Below are 14,354 nucleotides of genomic sequence, written 5' to 3' on the forward strand. Positions count from 1 at the left end.
ACCACAACTTACTAGTTTTAATAGTACTTAGCTCAAGCAATAGTAAACTAGCTATCAACATCTAGCTGTGAGATGTAGTTGAGTAGTACTTCTTTTTGTGAAGGAGTTAGTCGACTTATTGCAATAGCTAGGTGCGCAGATAACTCATACTCACAGAAAAAGTAACTTAAAGGTACACCAAGTTCATTCGCAATCAGTTTCAGCGTTTGAACATCAGGCGAATGTTTCCCTTTTTCGTACTGATTCATCCTTGGGCTTGCCGAGCTTTCATCCATACCTATTTTTACTCCCAAACAGTCTCAATAGTTACATACCGTCATGAAGAGCCTTTAGTTGAAATAGAACGATATCGTCAAAGTGATGCTCAGTGGATCGTTAGTGTTGGAATGATTAGCGAAGGTACTGATATTCCTCGCCTTCAAGTTTGTTGCCATATGAGTTCGGTCAAAACTGAATTGTACTTTAGGCAAGTACTTGGACGCATTCTTCGAGTAAATGGGCTGATAAACCAGCAAGCTTGGCTATTTACTTTTGCAGAGAAAAGCTTGATTGAATTTGCAGAACGGATAGAACAAGACATTCCTGAATCATGTCTTTTTGCCAAACTTGCTACGCAAGAAGAATCTGAATTTGCTGACAACCGTAGGCTACTAGATCAAAACAACTCTTTGTTAGGTGAAGAAGTAGTTAACTCAAATCTTATCTGGGGGAATACAGTTAAAAGCGGCTCCAGTTCAGGTGGCTCGCCTAGTGCTGTTGATGACCTTCGGTTAGGGGTATTCAAACAGCGCGTCATTTCTGCTTTTTCGTAGTTCTTATTGGTTACCAGTCTGGGTGGGTTTTTTTGATTGATTCTTGGTTAAACATTTATTCTTTGTGGTAAATATAAGATGTTTTGGTGGTAATTGTTTGGTGGTTGGTTTACCATTTTGAAATTGAAACCTAAACATGTAGGTTAAAATGGAAGATAAATTCATATTAAATTTGATAGATGTTGCCCTTAAGGGAGATAAATCTACAGCTCAAATGATTGTTAGAAAGTTGGCTTCAAAAGTTCGACTAGATAGCCCATCGCTATATGAGCAGATAAATAAAAAATTGGCTACAGATGCTTTAAGGAGCAGTAACGTTAGGCGATTGCCTCTACCTGTAGATGCAGATAGCAGACAAAGTTTAATCAAAGTAGAAGAGCCAGTGTCGCTTTTGAAGGAGCCCATTTACTCTAAGGATGTTTCGGAAGCTTTTGAGCAAGTGTTATTAGAGAGAGAGTATAAAGACGCTCTTTTATCAGAGGGGCTACAGCCAACTAAGTCGATTATATTCCAAGGCCCACCTGGAGTTGGTAAAACTCTTTCCGCTAGGTGGTTGGCAAACCAGTTGGATCTCCCACTATTAACTCTAGATTTAGCGACCGTGATGAGTAGCTTTTTAGGAAAAACAGGAAGTAATGTAAGGGCTGTACTCGAGCATGCTATGTCTTTTCCTTGTGTACTACTGCTTGATGAGTTTGATGCTATAGCGAAACGTCGAGATGATGATCGTGAGCTAGGTGAGCTTAAAAGGCTGGTTACGGTACTTCTCCAGACTATAGATGAATGGCCTGCAACATCATTACTTATTGCAGCCACAAATCATGGTGAGCTTCTAGATCCTGCTATATGGAGACGGTTTGATATGGAAATATCATTTACAATGCCTACAAAGGGAATGGTAAATGAGTACTTATCCAATTATTGGCCAGATGTTGCTGATAAGAAAGAAGAATATCTCGATAAATTTGAAGGTATGTCATTCAGCAATATTGATCGTGAACTGACCCAGCAAAAGCGAGCTAATGTAATTTCATCACTGACGCTTAGGAAGCTAGTTGGAGAAGAGAACGTAAGTTATCACGAAGAGTTGAGCTTGGAAGAGAAGAAAGTAATGGCTGTAAAGCTTCATAAACAAGGACTCTCTCAAAGAGCTATCTCAAATAAGCTGGGTATTAGTAGACCAACGGTTAAAAAGTCGATTGAAGACTCTGGGGAAGGGTAAAAGTAATGAAGAACTTTATTATTGGCTATGGTGAATCGCTTACTAACTCTGTGGAAGTAAGGAGCGGTGGGGGTGAAAAGAAGCATCCATACACTTTTTATGAAGCAAGAGATAGATTGGTAAAAGACCTGTCTAGCGTTATCGAAGACATTGACTTAAAACCAGAGGCACAATGTGCAAATGGTGAGGTTGTAATAAAGTTCTTACAACACCCTTCTTACCTTGCCAAGTCCTATTACCCGACAAAGTTATTTAATCGATATGATATTAAGGATGTAGGCTCAAAATCCCAGCGTATAAAGCCCGAAAAGTGGGCCGTTAAAAAACACCCTGAAGAAGGGCTTACATCGTGTATTTTTGTGTCAGGAACTAAATCGAAGTTCGAAGCAATGTTGAACAGTATTCAGTATGACAACTTACCTGAGACTACAAAAGATATCATTAGATCAATCGAAAATATTAGCTCTATAACTCCTGATGAAAAGATCAAGCATATAGACGAGCAGAGTGATGAGCTCAAGTTAGAGGTAGTGTTGCATGCTTCTGAGCATGATGAATTCGTTAAACGTTCATTTAACGACTATTCAGTCTCCCTAGGGGGAACAGTTGATTGGAAAAGAGCCAAGACTGTAGGGGGACTGACTTTCTTGCCCGTGACTATTGGCACTGGTACAGAACAGGAATTGGCACAATTTTCTCATCTAAGAGCGCTAAGGAGTATGCCTCAACTCAGGTTTAATCACCCTGATGTGCTGAGAGAGTCCCTAAAAGAAGTCTTTGAACTACCTCAGTTCAAAGCGTTAAACAATGATTTTAAGGTATGTATATTCGATGGTGGAATAGGTACTGAACATATTCTCCATGATTGGGTGACAGAGTATATTCCATCAGATGTTACTCATGGACACCCAAGCTTGTTAGCCCATGGTAGTGAAGTATGTTCTGCATTTCTCTTTGGGCCATACATAGATGGAAGTCCCCAAATGGGAGAACCATATTCTAAAGTTGATATTGTTCGTGTTTTATCAGCTACGGATACAGATCCCGATCTATTCGATGTATTGACTAGAGTAGAAGATGTTTTAAAGAAAAAGGAATATAAATACATAAATTTGAGTCTAGGGCCAAGACTGGCGATAGATGATGATGATGTGCACGTATGGACCTCGGTTATTGACAGGCTTCTACAAGATGGCCACTGCTTTGCCACTGTTGCCATTGGTAATGATGGAGAGCTCGACGGTGAGTTTGCTAGGATACAACCTCCAAGTGACATGGTTAATTGTTTTGCTGTTGGGGCGAGTGACTCGAAAAGTGATAAGTGGGAAAGAGCTCCCTACAGCTGTATTGGACCAGGCAGAAGCCCTGGTGTAGTTAAGCCTGATGGTGTCATTTTTGGAGGTTCATACAGTGAACTTTTCAAAGTTTACTCTCCTTTGACTCATTCAATCATAGGGACATTAGGGACAAGCTATGCTGCCCCTTATGCTTTAAGAGTAGCGGCTGGCATCGATGCGATTACAGATTTTGACTTGAATCCGTCTACAGTAAAGGCGCTCATGGTGCATCATGCAAGTCGTGAGGAAAAAGAACAAAATGATGTTGGGTGGGGGTTATTACCAAATTCTCCAGAGTCCATTGTGGAATGCTTGGATGATGAAGCAATTATCGTATATCAAGGTGAACTGAATAAGTCAGAGCATTTGAGAATACCTATCCCTATTCCTGATGGGATTGATTGTACTTGGGTTCACCTCAAAGCGACGTTTTGCTTCAACGCAATTACAGATCCAGAGCACCCATTGCATTATACGAGAAGTGGTCTTGATATTGTGTTTAGAGGAAATGAAAGTAAGAAAAAAAGCGATGAATCTGATCATGCTGATTCTAAAACGTTCTTTTCCGTTGGTAATCTATATGAAACTGAAGAGGAATTAAGGGAAGATGCACATAAATGGGAAACGTGTATTTCTAGATCTCAACGATTCAAAAAAGATACCCTCTTCAAGCCGGTGTTTGACGTTAAGTATCACGCTAGAGAGCAAGGTGGAGATAGCCAAACAGAACTGGAGCCACTTAACTACTCACTTGTGATATCTATTAGAGCGCAGGGTGATAACAATACTTATAACTTGGTTCTTCAGCAAAACCAGACGTTACAAGCGGTAAAAGTTGCTAACCGAGTTCGAGTATAGTCTGTAAGTATCGTGCATCTGATCTGCACTGTTATTGGTGGCTTTTAGGTGTAGGGTAAGGAAGCAGAGATACTTCAGAATCTAACTCAGCAATCTTGTACTGATATTGCTGAATCATTAAGGCGAGCTGGTTGTGTTGGCTCGCCATATTAGAGAGTTGTTCTTTTAAATCTTCTGTTTGCGCTCGGTATTTTTCTTTCAGGCTTATTTCTTTTTTTAACCGTTCTCTTAAGCTGGAAATCTTATCTTCATATGCGTTTTGAGCTTTGGATTTCGGTGAGTTTTGGATAACTGAGTCTTTTATTTTTTGTACTATGTCTTTGTAATAATAGGCAGAGCCATCGCCTAGCCCAGCTTCTTCTTCTACCGCTTTAACTGAAATCTTCCGCGCAGGATCAATGCGGTGAGTTTTTCCCGATAGGATTCTTTTTAGCGCTTGCTCTAGTTCAGCCTTCGTAATTTGGGACTTGCTCATATTTACCGTTGCCTATCTCAAATCTTGTGAATGGAATCTGAAATTTGTGGAGAACTTTTTCAGCGGCTCTGATTTGGGTAATAAAATGTGAATACATGGAAGCGGTTAACGAACCGATTGCTTCCATATCAATAACTTGTTTGCACACCCATTGATAGCGTTTGTTCCAGTTTTCAGCTTTTTCTTTATCTATGAGTTGATTTTCACAGCTCATACAGTTGGCTGGGGAACTAACCTTATGCATCTGGCATTCGTAGCCAGCCATACAGTAAGAGTGTAGCGTGCCTACAAGGGTTAATCGACCAGCTTTTACATGCCCATTAATCGCATCCCATGATTTATATTTTTTGTGAAGAGATATTCGGTTTTTATTGATTGAACCGGCCATATGACCCATCAGTTGACCTGAATACCAGCCTTTATACCATTCATGAATTTTTTGTGTCGTAGATTCTTGGATTACGTCATTGAGGAATGATTGAAGCTCTGTATCGATCTGTAGTGCTTTTATTTTGCTGGCAAGACCACCTTCTCCATACCATTCTGTTGTGGGTAGATCTAGGTGTTTGAACTGTTCTTTTATCGCAATATCGTGACAAAGGTTATGACGTTTTGAAAATACAGCAAAAGTTCTGCGTAGTTGATGAGTAGTTAATGGCCAGATATTACCAACTTTTAAATTCTCAGCAGCCTTTTGTGGCTCTCTATTGGGATTGATGAGACGAAACTCTTCAAGATCATCTTCAGTGATTATGGCGTTTGCTTTTTGACATATGCGACGAAAGTGTTTCCTCATATTATTGTCTTGTGTGATTACTGGTTTCTGTGATTTTCGTCCTTGTCCCAACCACAAGCATGAAGAGTTATACTCACTCATAGGATCTTCATCTTCTAACAACTGAATTCGCATGTATCTAGAAAGAGCTTCTGCAATATCAATGGCTTTTCCAGCTAGTTTAGTTGTTACCCACTCTGCAGGTTTTCCTCTTCCTTGGGTAAATTTATGATGCTCAGAGCGAAGAACGTAGTATTTTCGAGCATATATTTCTTTTTCTCTAAAACTATTCGAGTTTAGGCAATATAGTTCTGAACGACGCATTCCTGTCAGAGCCCCACAGGTGATAAAGCAGACCGTTTGTAATTCAATAATTGCACTTTGGAGGTTGCGTGCGTCTCTAGGAAGCTTATTGCCGAGAGGAGTATTGTCTAAATGAGCATCTATTATGGATTTATATTTTGAAGGCATGTGTTTGTTAACTTCTACTCTGTAGTCATAAGAATCTTTGCTCATCCATTTCCAAATTCCATTTTCAATTTTTTCATCAACTCGCCTTTTTCCTTCGACGTAGTTCTCTCTTAAGTCATGTAATAGTTCGTGAAGTGCTTCTCTATATGGGTAGTATTCATCAATGGTGTTAAAACAATAGCCGTATATCCTTTCCATTATTCTAGTTGGCATAGCATAAAATTGATTAGATCCTTCCTCTTTATTTTTTCCTGTTAATTCAAAGGAGAACTTAGTCGAATTTTGATCTGGTGGTATGGAGAATGTTATAGGAAGGTATCTACTAACTCTTTGTATACTGGTCAATGTATTATAGATTGCTGCTACTTGAGCATGTTGATAATTTTGGGATTGAAGGTGGTTACGAAATTCGAGAAAAACAATATTTGCTGAAAGATCGTTAATAGAAGAAAAACCATTTTTTTCAATAAATTTATACACTTGAGATAGTTTTGAAAAGCGTGCGAGAAGTGTTGTTGGTTTAATAACTGCCCCTTTTCTATGATGACCGGATATGTAAAGCCATGAGAAACAGATAAGTTTCATCTCTCTAGCCAAGTTCTCATCTGAGAATGATGAAAATACAGTATGTTTTTTATGGACTATTCTGGCATCTAAGTAAGCGGAAAAGTTCCATTCCTCATCGCCAAAGTAGCTTTGAGGGCTTCCATCATATTTTTTAGTTACGACTACATTATCTAATTCTCTATAGTTTTTATTTACATACAACTCTATAACCTTTTTATATTCGGAAATGTTTTCTTTGAGTATGTTTTTAGGTAGTTCAAACAATGGTGTCATAGGTTGTCCTTAAAAATCGATGTTGATTCCTTCTGGCCATAGAGGGTGTCTTCCTTCATTCTGAAGTTTCTTTTCTGCTAATCTTTTTACTTTGGGATGGATGGTGAAGACAATTCGATTGATCGAGTTTAAAAGGTCTGAATAGTTTTTATTAAAATGCTGCTCACTAAGGTGGTGAACTTTTGAATCAATGATCGATTCTCGATAACTCAGTAGACACCAGATATCCTCAACACTTTCAATGATGACCTGATTTTCACAATCGAAGCAATTATGAATGTCAGAACATGCCAGGTGGTCAACATTAAAGTCTTTCGGACTGAAGTGATTCCTCCTTCGGTATTTGTCAGCCTGACTGGAATAGACATTTTTACAGCCCGTTCCTATAATCGTTTTTTCGCCGTGCTTATCTGCATATTTTGCAAGGAACTCCTCGTACGGAAGAACTTCTACCCCCAACTCTTTTTTTGCAAATTCTTTTGCGGCATTAATATCTGAACACCGAGCTGCGCCTTCAATTGTGTGAGTTGCTGCAAGCAATTGTTTTTGGTTCTCAACCTGATTTCCGGAAGAATAGTGCTTTGATAACGTGTATGGGGTGTTGCCTAGGAGCAATGCTGTTTCAGTTGTATTTCCCGTTTTTGCTAAATAGCGGTAACTTCCACTGGCACGAAATTTCGAAGCCATTGGCCTTAGTGGCTCACCATCATCAGATTTTAGATCAAACGTCTCATACAGCCATTTAGAGAAGGTTTGTATATGTCCTTGTTCCAAAGGTGCAATATGGCCTCTTTTGGTTTGCCAGAGCAAATGAGGATCCGAAGAAATAAGGCTACTAAGTTGCAATAGCTGCTCAAAAAATCTAAGTGCTATTTTGGGAACATGAAATGTACCGTTATCCCCAATCGATATAGATACATACTTATTTGCTCTAGGCTTTAAAACACTTTGCTCAAACCACTTACCACCTTCAAATATTTTTTCTTTCGGCTTTGTCATGTTGAGGAGGACGGTTGTATTGCCCCAAGTGTAATAGGACAACATGAAGTAGGCGGCACTAAAGCATTTTGTTATTGGTGAGGCGATTTCATGTGTATGGTTGTTGTAGGTAAAGGTCGCAGTTCTTTTATTGGTTGAAGCATTCAGATGTATGCTTGGGTTCTCCATGATTTGTTTGGATATCTGTCTGAAAAATGAGTTAATAATTTTGATTAAGGAAGACAGCTCTCGATCTGAATAACCTTGAGTAGGATTAGGTTCAGAGCGAAATAATCCATAAGGAGAGAACCATTCTGAGCTTGGATTACCAAGCATTTCTAAGCATTTTTTTGAACAAGAAATCATTTTCCGCGCAGAATTGACGTTCATTGAAGATATACGAACTTGCTCTATCAAGTGTCTCTCCCATGATTCAACGGCAGCAGAGCTTTCCGGATTAAGTCTTTTCGTATCACAAAAGCGAACGTATTTTGCAAAATCTCTTAGGTAGCTTTGTTTTGTCAGATCAGAGTATTCGTTTGTCTCAGTAAATATTCTGTACCATCTCAGAACATCAGCATCTCGATGTGCAGGTTCTGCTCGCTGTAAATCTCTCTTAAAAGCAACGCCTTTGTAGAAAAAACGAGTGAAGTCATAAGTGAACGTTTGTTTGATTCCGGTGCGAAGTTTGATTGTTAGCTTAGGAGGCGTGTAAGTCATAACATTGCTTCCTCCAATATTTGGTCAAGCATTACAATCGCATTTTGATTTGCTTTTTCTTTTCTTAAGTATCGAAGGTATTTCCATGTGGTTTTATCGTCTTTGTGTCCCATCCACCCCATGATCAAAGCTAAAGCATCACCAACAGGTAGGTGGTTCATTAGTGAATCGAGTCGATAGGTACCATAGGTTGCTCTTAAATCATGAGTGCGGTGGCTAAAGACAATATTGTGTTTCCGTTGGATTTGGTGCTTTAAGCGACGAAAATGTTGTTGGACGTTGTTACTACAAAGAGGGTTACCTAAATTGTTCAGGAGAAGTGTTTTATGTGTATTATCAGTTTTCCTCACCCGTTTTAGTCGCCGCTCACTAACCAAATAGTCATACATCCTGCGCATTAGCTGGTTAGGTATTTCTACTTTGCGTGTTTTGTTGAATTTTGTGTGTACGCCGTTATTAGCTCCGATTTCAACTTCGTATCGGCGAATATTTTGTTGAGGAAATTCAACAACATCAAATGGAAATGTACAAGCTTCTTCAACGCGTAATCCAGACTGTATCTGGAGTAGTTGATGAATGATAAATTCTTCGGAACATTCTCTGAGGCAGTCAGCGAAGAAAAGTAGTTCTTGTTGAGATAATGGATTGAGTTTTTGTTGTTCGTTTCTTGCTGGTTTTCTGATTCTTAGATCAGTTGAGCGTACTGCAAACCGAGGGTTGTTATGGTTCATCACCCCAGAGTTAGCTATATGGACTATCTGATAATTAAATGGTTTGTTCTCTTCAGTAAAGGTTATGAATCTCTCATGAGCTGCCCATTCATAGAATTTGATAACATGAAGAATGTACATAGACGCTGTAGAAAAGGCGATCTCACCACACCTGGCTGCTTTTAACAGATCATCATTTCTGAATCGATAGGTCGGTTTTAGGTAGTCATTCGCAGGGAAGTTGTCCCAGGAATAATTATTCGATTCTAAGAACTGCCAATATCTTTTAAGAGCACGAACACTTGCTGTTATATCGGCTGCTTTTCGAATGTTCACTAAGTAATTGAGCCAAAGGTTAACCGGTAGTAGATATTCGTGGTCTTTGGAGTAAAAGGTAGGAAACCCAGTTAGATGAATAGATGTTGATTTACTTGAAGGCGGATAGATTCGGGGAACGTCAAAATTGTTCGAATTTACGACAGTAACCATACCAGCCTCCAATGTATTTGATATACATAGAGGCTAGTATGTTTTCCAGAGTTTACAAATCTACAGGGTGGATTTTCCAGACACCGATTTACATGGTAACGAACTCTTCTGAGCCAGTTGGGTGAATCGCCACAACAGAATCGAAATCTGCTTTGGTTGCGCCCATCTTCATTGCTACACCGAAACCTTGGATCATTTCATCCACCGTGAAACCGATGCCGTGTAGGCCAACGACCGTTTCTTCTTCGCCAGCACAGACTAACTTCATCTTACACGGTTGACGGTGCTTAGTGACCGCGGTGTACATTGCTGTAAAACCAGACGTGTAAACCTTAACGTTATCTTTGCCGTACTTCTCTTCCGCTTCTTGAGTCGTTAGACCGATAGTGCCGATTGGTGGGTGGCTAAATACTACGGTTGGAACCAAATCGTAGTCCATCTTCGCGTTAGTCTTGCCGTTGAACAAGCGCTCAGACAGTTGACGACCCGCTTTCACTGCCACTGGAGTGAGTTCGATACCACCTTCCATGATGTCACCCACACAGTAGATGCCAGGAACGTTCGTTTCTTGGTATTCGTCGACTTTAATGTAGCCTTTGTCGTTAGTCGCAACGCCAGTGGACGCTAAGTTGATCGCGTCTGTCGCTGGGTGACGACCGATTGCCCAGATCAATTGGTCAACGTTTTGGCTCTCACCGTTTTCTAGGTGTAGAGTCAGGCTGCCGTCTGCTTCTTTCACTACTTCTTTTGGTACTGAGTGGGTGTGCAGTTTAGGGCCTTCTGCATCCATCACTTCCACCAACGTCTCGATGATCATTGGGTCAAAGCTACGCAGCGGCGATTCTTTACGAACGAATAAGTGAGTTTCAGTCCCCAAAGCGTGAAGAACACCTGCGATTTCAACCGCGATGTAACCCGCGCCGATAACCGCTACGCGTTTTGGTTGCTCTGCTAGGTCGAAGAAGCCGTTCGAATCGATGCCGTATTCTGCGCCCGGAATGTTAGGGATGGTTGGACGACCACCGACTGCGATCAGAATGTGATCTGCGGTGTAGTGCTCACCGTTTACTTCCACGGTTTTTTCGTCAACGAACTTAGCAAAGCCTTTGATGACGTTGACTTTGTTGTTGCCAAGAACGCGGTCGTAAGATTGGTGGATACGACCAATGTACGCCTGACGACTCTCAACCAGCTTGCTCCAGTCAAAGCCTTTTACGTCAACGTCAAAACCGTAGTCTTCTGCGTACAAGTTCATCGCTTCTGCGATTTGCGCGCCGTGCCACATCACTTTTTTTGGCACACAACCAACGTTTACACACGTACCGCCAAGGTCTTGAGCTTCGATTAGCGCTACTTTAGCACCGTACATTGCCGCGCGGTTTGCTGATGCGATACCGCCGCTGCCGCCGCCGATACAGATATAGTCAAAATGAGTCGCCATTACTTTCTCCGTTTATCTAGGGGCGAGGGCAGGGTGTTCACTTTTCGTGAGGCCGCAAGCTCCCTGAGAGTGTTAAATGTGTTTAATCTTTATATAGTTGAGGACGAATCGGTTGAACTCAATCCATCCTATTTAAATTTGCTGCGACTGAAGGTTATTCAGGCACAATCCAATCTACTTTCCAATGACCGGTTGCCGGGGCAATTGCTTCTTTAAGGAACGGCAAAATCTCTTTCATTTGGCTTTCCAGCTTCCACGGCGGGTTGATGACTATCATGCCAGATGCCGTCATGCCGTGCTCGTTGGTATCCGGTGCCACGCCTAACTCAATTTGTAAGATTTTGCGAATGCCCAGGCCTTCCAATCCTTCGATCATGTCTTCGATATCGTGACGATTGACCACAGGATACCAAATTGCGTAGATGCCTGTTGCCCAGCGTTTGTGGCTTTGCCAGATCGCTTGCACCACATCGCGATACTCTTTGGCCAGCTCGTAAGGCGGGTCAATCAGCACCAAACCACGGCGCTCTTTTGGCGGCAAGCTCGCTTTCAGGCGCTGAAAGCCGTCTTCTTTATAGATGCTGACCTGACGATCGCGGTGAAATTCTTGTTCAAGCAATGGGTAGTCGCTTGGGTGCAGCTCGGTTAGCACCATGCGGTCTTGCTGGCGGATCTGCGCACGCGCCACACGCGGTGAACCCGGGTAGTAACGTAGTTTGTCACCGTTATTGAGTACTTTGACTGAGTCTAAGTAACTCTGAATTTCCGCTGGGATGTCTTTCTGATCCCACACACGCGCGATACCTTGTTTGTATTCGCCAGTTTTCTCAGACCACTCGTGCGTTAAATCGTAACGACCCACGCCAGAATGTGTGTCGTGGTAGACAAAAGGCTTATCTTTCTGTTTGAGGGAATCTAGGATAAGGCTTTGAACAATATGCTTTATTACGTCAGCGTGGTTTCCTGCGTGAAAGCTATGGCGATAACTTAACAAAATATTTCTCTCAGAATCGGTGCGAGGTGCATCATGAATAATGGCACTTAGTATACGTTACTATTGAAAATTGCAGAACCTACCTATATTTACTATCTAACACAAACGATACGTACAAAGATGACTAGAGAGGTACATCTTTGAATCAAAAGGAATGCTTTATGTCTAATCCACTACTGACTTTTACTGACCTCCCTCCGTTTTCTCAGATTAAACCCGAGCACGTAAAACCTGCGGTTGAGCAGGCGATTGCTGACTGCCGCGCGAAGATCGAGCAAGTGCTAAAAGATAACGCGGCACCAAGCTGGGAAAACGTAATTGCGCCGATTGAAGAAGTGGATGACCGCCTAAGCCGCATTTGGTCACCGGTGAGCCATATGAACTCGGTCGTGAACAGCGATGAGTTACGCGAAGCGTACGAAAGCTGCCTGCCAATGTTGTCTGAGTACGGCACTTGGGTCGGCCAACACAAAGGCTTGTTTGAAGCATACAAAGCGATCAAAGCCGATGAGTCGTATGAAGAGTTGACTCAAGCGCAGAAGAAAACCATTACCGATGCCTTACGTGATTTCGAGCTCTCTGGTATCGCGCTCCCTGCCGATCAGCAGCACCGCTACGGTGAGATCAGCAAACGTATGTCAGAGCTAGGCTCTAAGTTCTCAAACAACGTGCTGGACGCAACCATGGGCTGGACCAAGCATGTGACCGACGAGAAAGAGCTCACAGGCATGCCAGACTCAGCGTTATCAGCAGCGAAAGCAGCCGCGGAAGCCAAAGAGCTGGACGGTTACTTATTAACGCTAGACATTCCGTCTTACTTGCCAGTGATGACTTACTGTGACAACCAAGAGTTGCGTAAAGAGCTTTACGAAGCGTACGTGACCCGTGCGTCGGACCGTGGCCCGAATGCCGGCAAGTGGGACAACAGCGATATCATTAACGAGCAACTCAAACTGCGCCATGAAATTGCGCGTATGCTCGGCTTTAATACTTTCAGTGAGAAATCATTGGCGACCAAGATGGCTGAAAACCCATCTCAGGTGCTTGGTTTCCTCAATAACTTAGCGAGCAAAGCCAAACCGCAAGGTGAACGTGAAGTCGAAGAGCTGCGTCAGTTTGCGAAGAGCGAATGCGGCGTTGAAGAACTTAACCTATGGGACATCGCGTACTACAGCGAAAAGCAAAAGCAGCATCTCTTCCAAATTTCAGACGAAGAACTGCGCCCTTACTTCCCTGAAGCAAAAGCGGTCAGTGGCCTGTTTGAAGTGCTGAAACGCGTGTTTGGCATGACAGTCAAAGAGCGTGAAGGTGTGGATACTTGGCACGAGTCTGTGCGTTTCTTCGATATCTTCGATGCGAACGACAAACTACGCGGCAGCTTCTATCTTGACCTTTATGCGCGCGAACACAAGCGTGGCGGTGCGTGGATGGATGAATGCCGTGTGCGCCGTATCAACGGTGAAGGGGAATTACAAACACCAGTAGCGTATCTGACGTGTAACTTTAACCGCCCGATCGGTGACAAACCGGCGTTGTTTACCCACGATGAAGTAGTGACGCTTTTCCACGAATTTGGTCACGGTATCCACCACATGCTGACGCAAGTGGAAACGGGGTCTGTTTCTGGTATCAATGGCGTGCCTTGGGATGCAGTTGAGTTACCAAGTCAGTTCCTAGAGAACTGGTGTTGGGAAGAAGACGCCCTGGCGTTTATCTCGGGTCACTACGAAACCGGTGAACCGCTACCAAAAGAGATGCTAGACAAGATGCTGGCGGCGAAAAACTTCCAGTCGGCGATGTTTATCCTGCGTCAGCTTGAGTTCGGTTTGTTTGACTTTACCCTGCATACCGAGTTTGACCCGGAAGTCGGTCCGCGCGTACTGGAAACGCTGGCTGAAGTGAAATCGAAAGTCGCGGTGTTACCAAGCTTGGAGTGGAATCGATTCTCGCACAGCTTTAGTCATATTTTTGCTGGTGGTTACAGCGCTGGCTACTACAGCTACTTGTGGGCAGAAGTATTATCATCGGATGCTTTCTCTCGCTTTGAAGAAGAAGGTATATTCAACGCGGAAACGGGTAAGAGCTTCCTAAACAACATCCTAGAAATGGGTGGCAGTGAAGAACCAATGGAGCTGTTCAAACGCTTCCGTGGTCGTGAGCCAGAAATCGATGCTCTGCTGCGTCATTCTGGTATTACCGCTTAACCCCGTAATATCAACCAACAATGCCCTC

At 42.5% G+C, this 14,354-nt stretch carries 10 protein-coding genes and 1 pseudogene; 4 read left to right on the forward strand and 7 right to left on the reverse strand.

Features of this window, described 5'->3' with window-relative positions; translation table 11 throughout:
• Positions 1 to 47: 47 nt before the first annotated feature.
• Positions 48 to 275 (reverse strand): helix-turn-helix domain-containing protein, encoded by a 228-nt coding sequence (locus tag VNE01S_RS13890; RefSeq protein WP_082331706.1) that lies wholly within the window; start codon positions 273 to 275, stop codon positions 48 to 50.
• 9 nt (positions 276 to 284) lie between these two features.
• On the opposite strand from VNE01S_RS13890, the pseudogene VNE01S_RS13895 reads away from it, so the two are divergent.
• The 3 genes and pseudogenes from VNE01S_RS13895 to VNE01S_RS13905 all read left to right on the forward strand — a co-directional run.
• A pseudogene (locus VNE01S_RS13895) lies at positions 285 to 812 on the forward strand (diguanylate cyclase); the annotation flags it as partial.
• A 148-nt stretch (positions 813 to 960) separates the two neighbouring features.
• Positions 961 to 2,034, forward strand: a complete 1,074-nt coding sequence (locus VNE01S_RS13900) for an AAA family ATPase (protein ID WP_045609657.1) — start codon at positions 961 to 963, stop codon at positions 2,032 to 2,034.
• Between the two features lie 5 nt (positions 2,035 to 2,039).
• Positions 2,040 to 4,229: a S8 family peptidase gene (locus VNE01S_RS13905; RefSeq protein WP_053396208.1), complete on the forward strand. Its 2,190-nt coding sequence runs from the start codon at positions 2,040 to 2,042 to the stop codon at positions 4,227 to 4,229.
• Positions 4,230 to 4,260: 31 nt separating this feature from the next.
• On the opposite strand, the gene VNE01S_RS13910 is transcribed toward VNE01S_RS13905, so the two are convergent.
• The 6 genes from VNE01S_RS13910 to VNE01S_RS13935 all read right to left on the reverse strand — a co-directional run bounded on the left by VNE01S_RS13910 (position 4,261) and on the right by VNE01S_RS13935 (position 12,122).
• Positions 4,261 to 4,704 (reverse strand): hypothetical protein, encoded by a 444-nt coding sequence (locus tag VNE01S_RS13910; RefSeq protein WP_053396209.1) that lies wholly within the window; start codon positions 4,702 to 4,704, stop codon positions 4,261 to 4,263.
• Positions 4,676 to 6,790: a hypothetical protein gene (locus tag VNE01S_RS13915; RefSeq protein ID WP_053396210.1), complete on the reverse strand. Its 2,115-nt coding sequence runs from the start codon at positions 6,788 to 6,790 to the stop codon at positions 4,676 to 4,678. Before VNE01S_RS13915 ends, VNE01S_RS13910 begins: the two co-directional genes overlap by 29 nt.
• Before the next feature lie 9 nt (positions 6,791 to 6,799).
• The gene (locus VNE01S_RS13920) at positions 6,800 to 8,488 is read right to left on the reverse strand and encodes a hypothetical protein (protein ID WP_053396211.1); all 1,689 of its coding nucleotides are present in this window, start codon (positions 8,486 to 8,488) and stop codon (positions 6,800 to 6,802) included.
• Positions 8,485 to 9,687 (reverse strand): site-specific integrase, encoded by a 1,203-nt coding sequence (locus tag VNE01S_RS13925; protein WP_053396212.1) that lies wholly within the window; start codon positions 9,685 to 9,687, stop codon positions 8,485 to 8,487. Before VNE01S_RS13925 ends, VNE01S_RS13920 begins: the two co-directional genes overlap by 4 nt.
• 88 nt (positions 9,688 to 9,775) lie before the next feature.
• Positions 9,776 to 11,128 carry a glutathione-disulfide reductase gene (gene gorA, locus VNE01S_RS13930; protein WP_053396213.1) on the reverse strand — a complete coding sequence of 451 codons (1,353 nt, stop codon included), beginning with the start codon at positions 11,126 to 11,128 and terminating at the stop codon, positions 9,776 to 9,778.
• A gap of 154 nt (positions 11,129 to 11,282) precedes the next feature.
• Positions 11,283 to 12,122: a 23S rRNA (adenine(2030)-N(6))-methyltransferase RlmJ gene (locus VNE01S_RS13935; protein WP_053396214.1), complete on the reverse strand. Its 840-nt coding sequence runs from the start codon at positions 12,120 to 12,122 to the stop codon at positions 11,283 to 11,285.
• Positions 12,123 to 12,283: 161 nt separating this feature from the next.
• Between VNE01S_RS13935 and prlC the strand changes: the two genes are divergently transcribed.
• Positions 12,284 to 14,326, forward strand: a complete 2,043-nt coding sequence (gene prlC / locus VNE01S_RS13940) for an oligopeptidase A (RefSeq protein ID WP_053396215.1) — start codon at positions 12,284 to 12,286, stop codon at positions 14,324 to 14,326.
• Positions 14,327 to 14,354: the final 28 nt, after the last annotated feature.

Origin of the sequence: Vibrio nereis NBRC 15637, from assembly GCF_001591105.1 — a bacterium.
GTDB classification, from domain to species: domain Bacteria; phylum Pseudomonadota; class Gammaproteobacteria; order Enterobacterales; family Vibrionaceae; genus Vibrio; species Vibrio nereis.

Excerpts from the sequence above, each read along its gene's own strand:
- VNE01S_RS13905 (WP_053396208.1), top strand. The coding sequence starts at position 2,040 with ATGAAGAACTTTATTATTGGCTATGGTGAATCGCTTACTAACTCTGTG.
- VNE01S_RS13915 (WP_053396210.1), bottom strand. The coding sequence starts at position 6,790 with ATGACACCATTGTTTGAACTACCTAAAAACATACTCAAAGAAAACATT.
- VNE01S_RS13890 (WP_082331706.1), bottom strand. The coding sequence starts at position 275 with ATGGATGAAAGCTCGGCAAGCCCAAGGATGAATCAGTACGAAAAAGGG.
- VNE01S_RS13920 (WP_053396211.1), bottom strand. The coding sequence starts at position 8,488 with ATGACTTACACGCCTCCTAAGCTAACAATCAAACTTCGCACCGGAATC.
- prlC (WP_053396215.1), top strand. The coding sequence starts at position 12,284 with ATGTCTAATCCACTACTGACTTTTACTGACCTCCCTCCGTTTTCTCAG.
- gorA (WP_053396213.1), bottom strand. The coding sequence starts at position 11,128 with ATGGCGACTCATTTTGACTATATCTGTATCGGCGGCGGCAGCGGCGGT.
- VNE01S_RS13900 (WP_045609657.1), top strand. The coding sequence starts at position 961 with ATGGAAGATAAATTCATATTAAATTTGATAGATGTTGCCCTTAAGGGA.
- VNE01S_RS13910 (WP_053396209.1), bottom strand. The coding sequence starts at position 4,704 with ATGAGCAAGTCCCAAATTACGAAGGCTGAACTAGAGCAAGCGCTAAAA.
- VNE01S_RS13925 (WP_053396212.1), bottom strand. The coding sequence starts at position 9,687 with ATGGTTACTGTCGTAAATTCGAACAATTTTGACGTTCCCCGAATCTAT.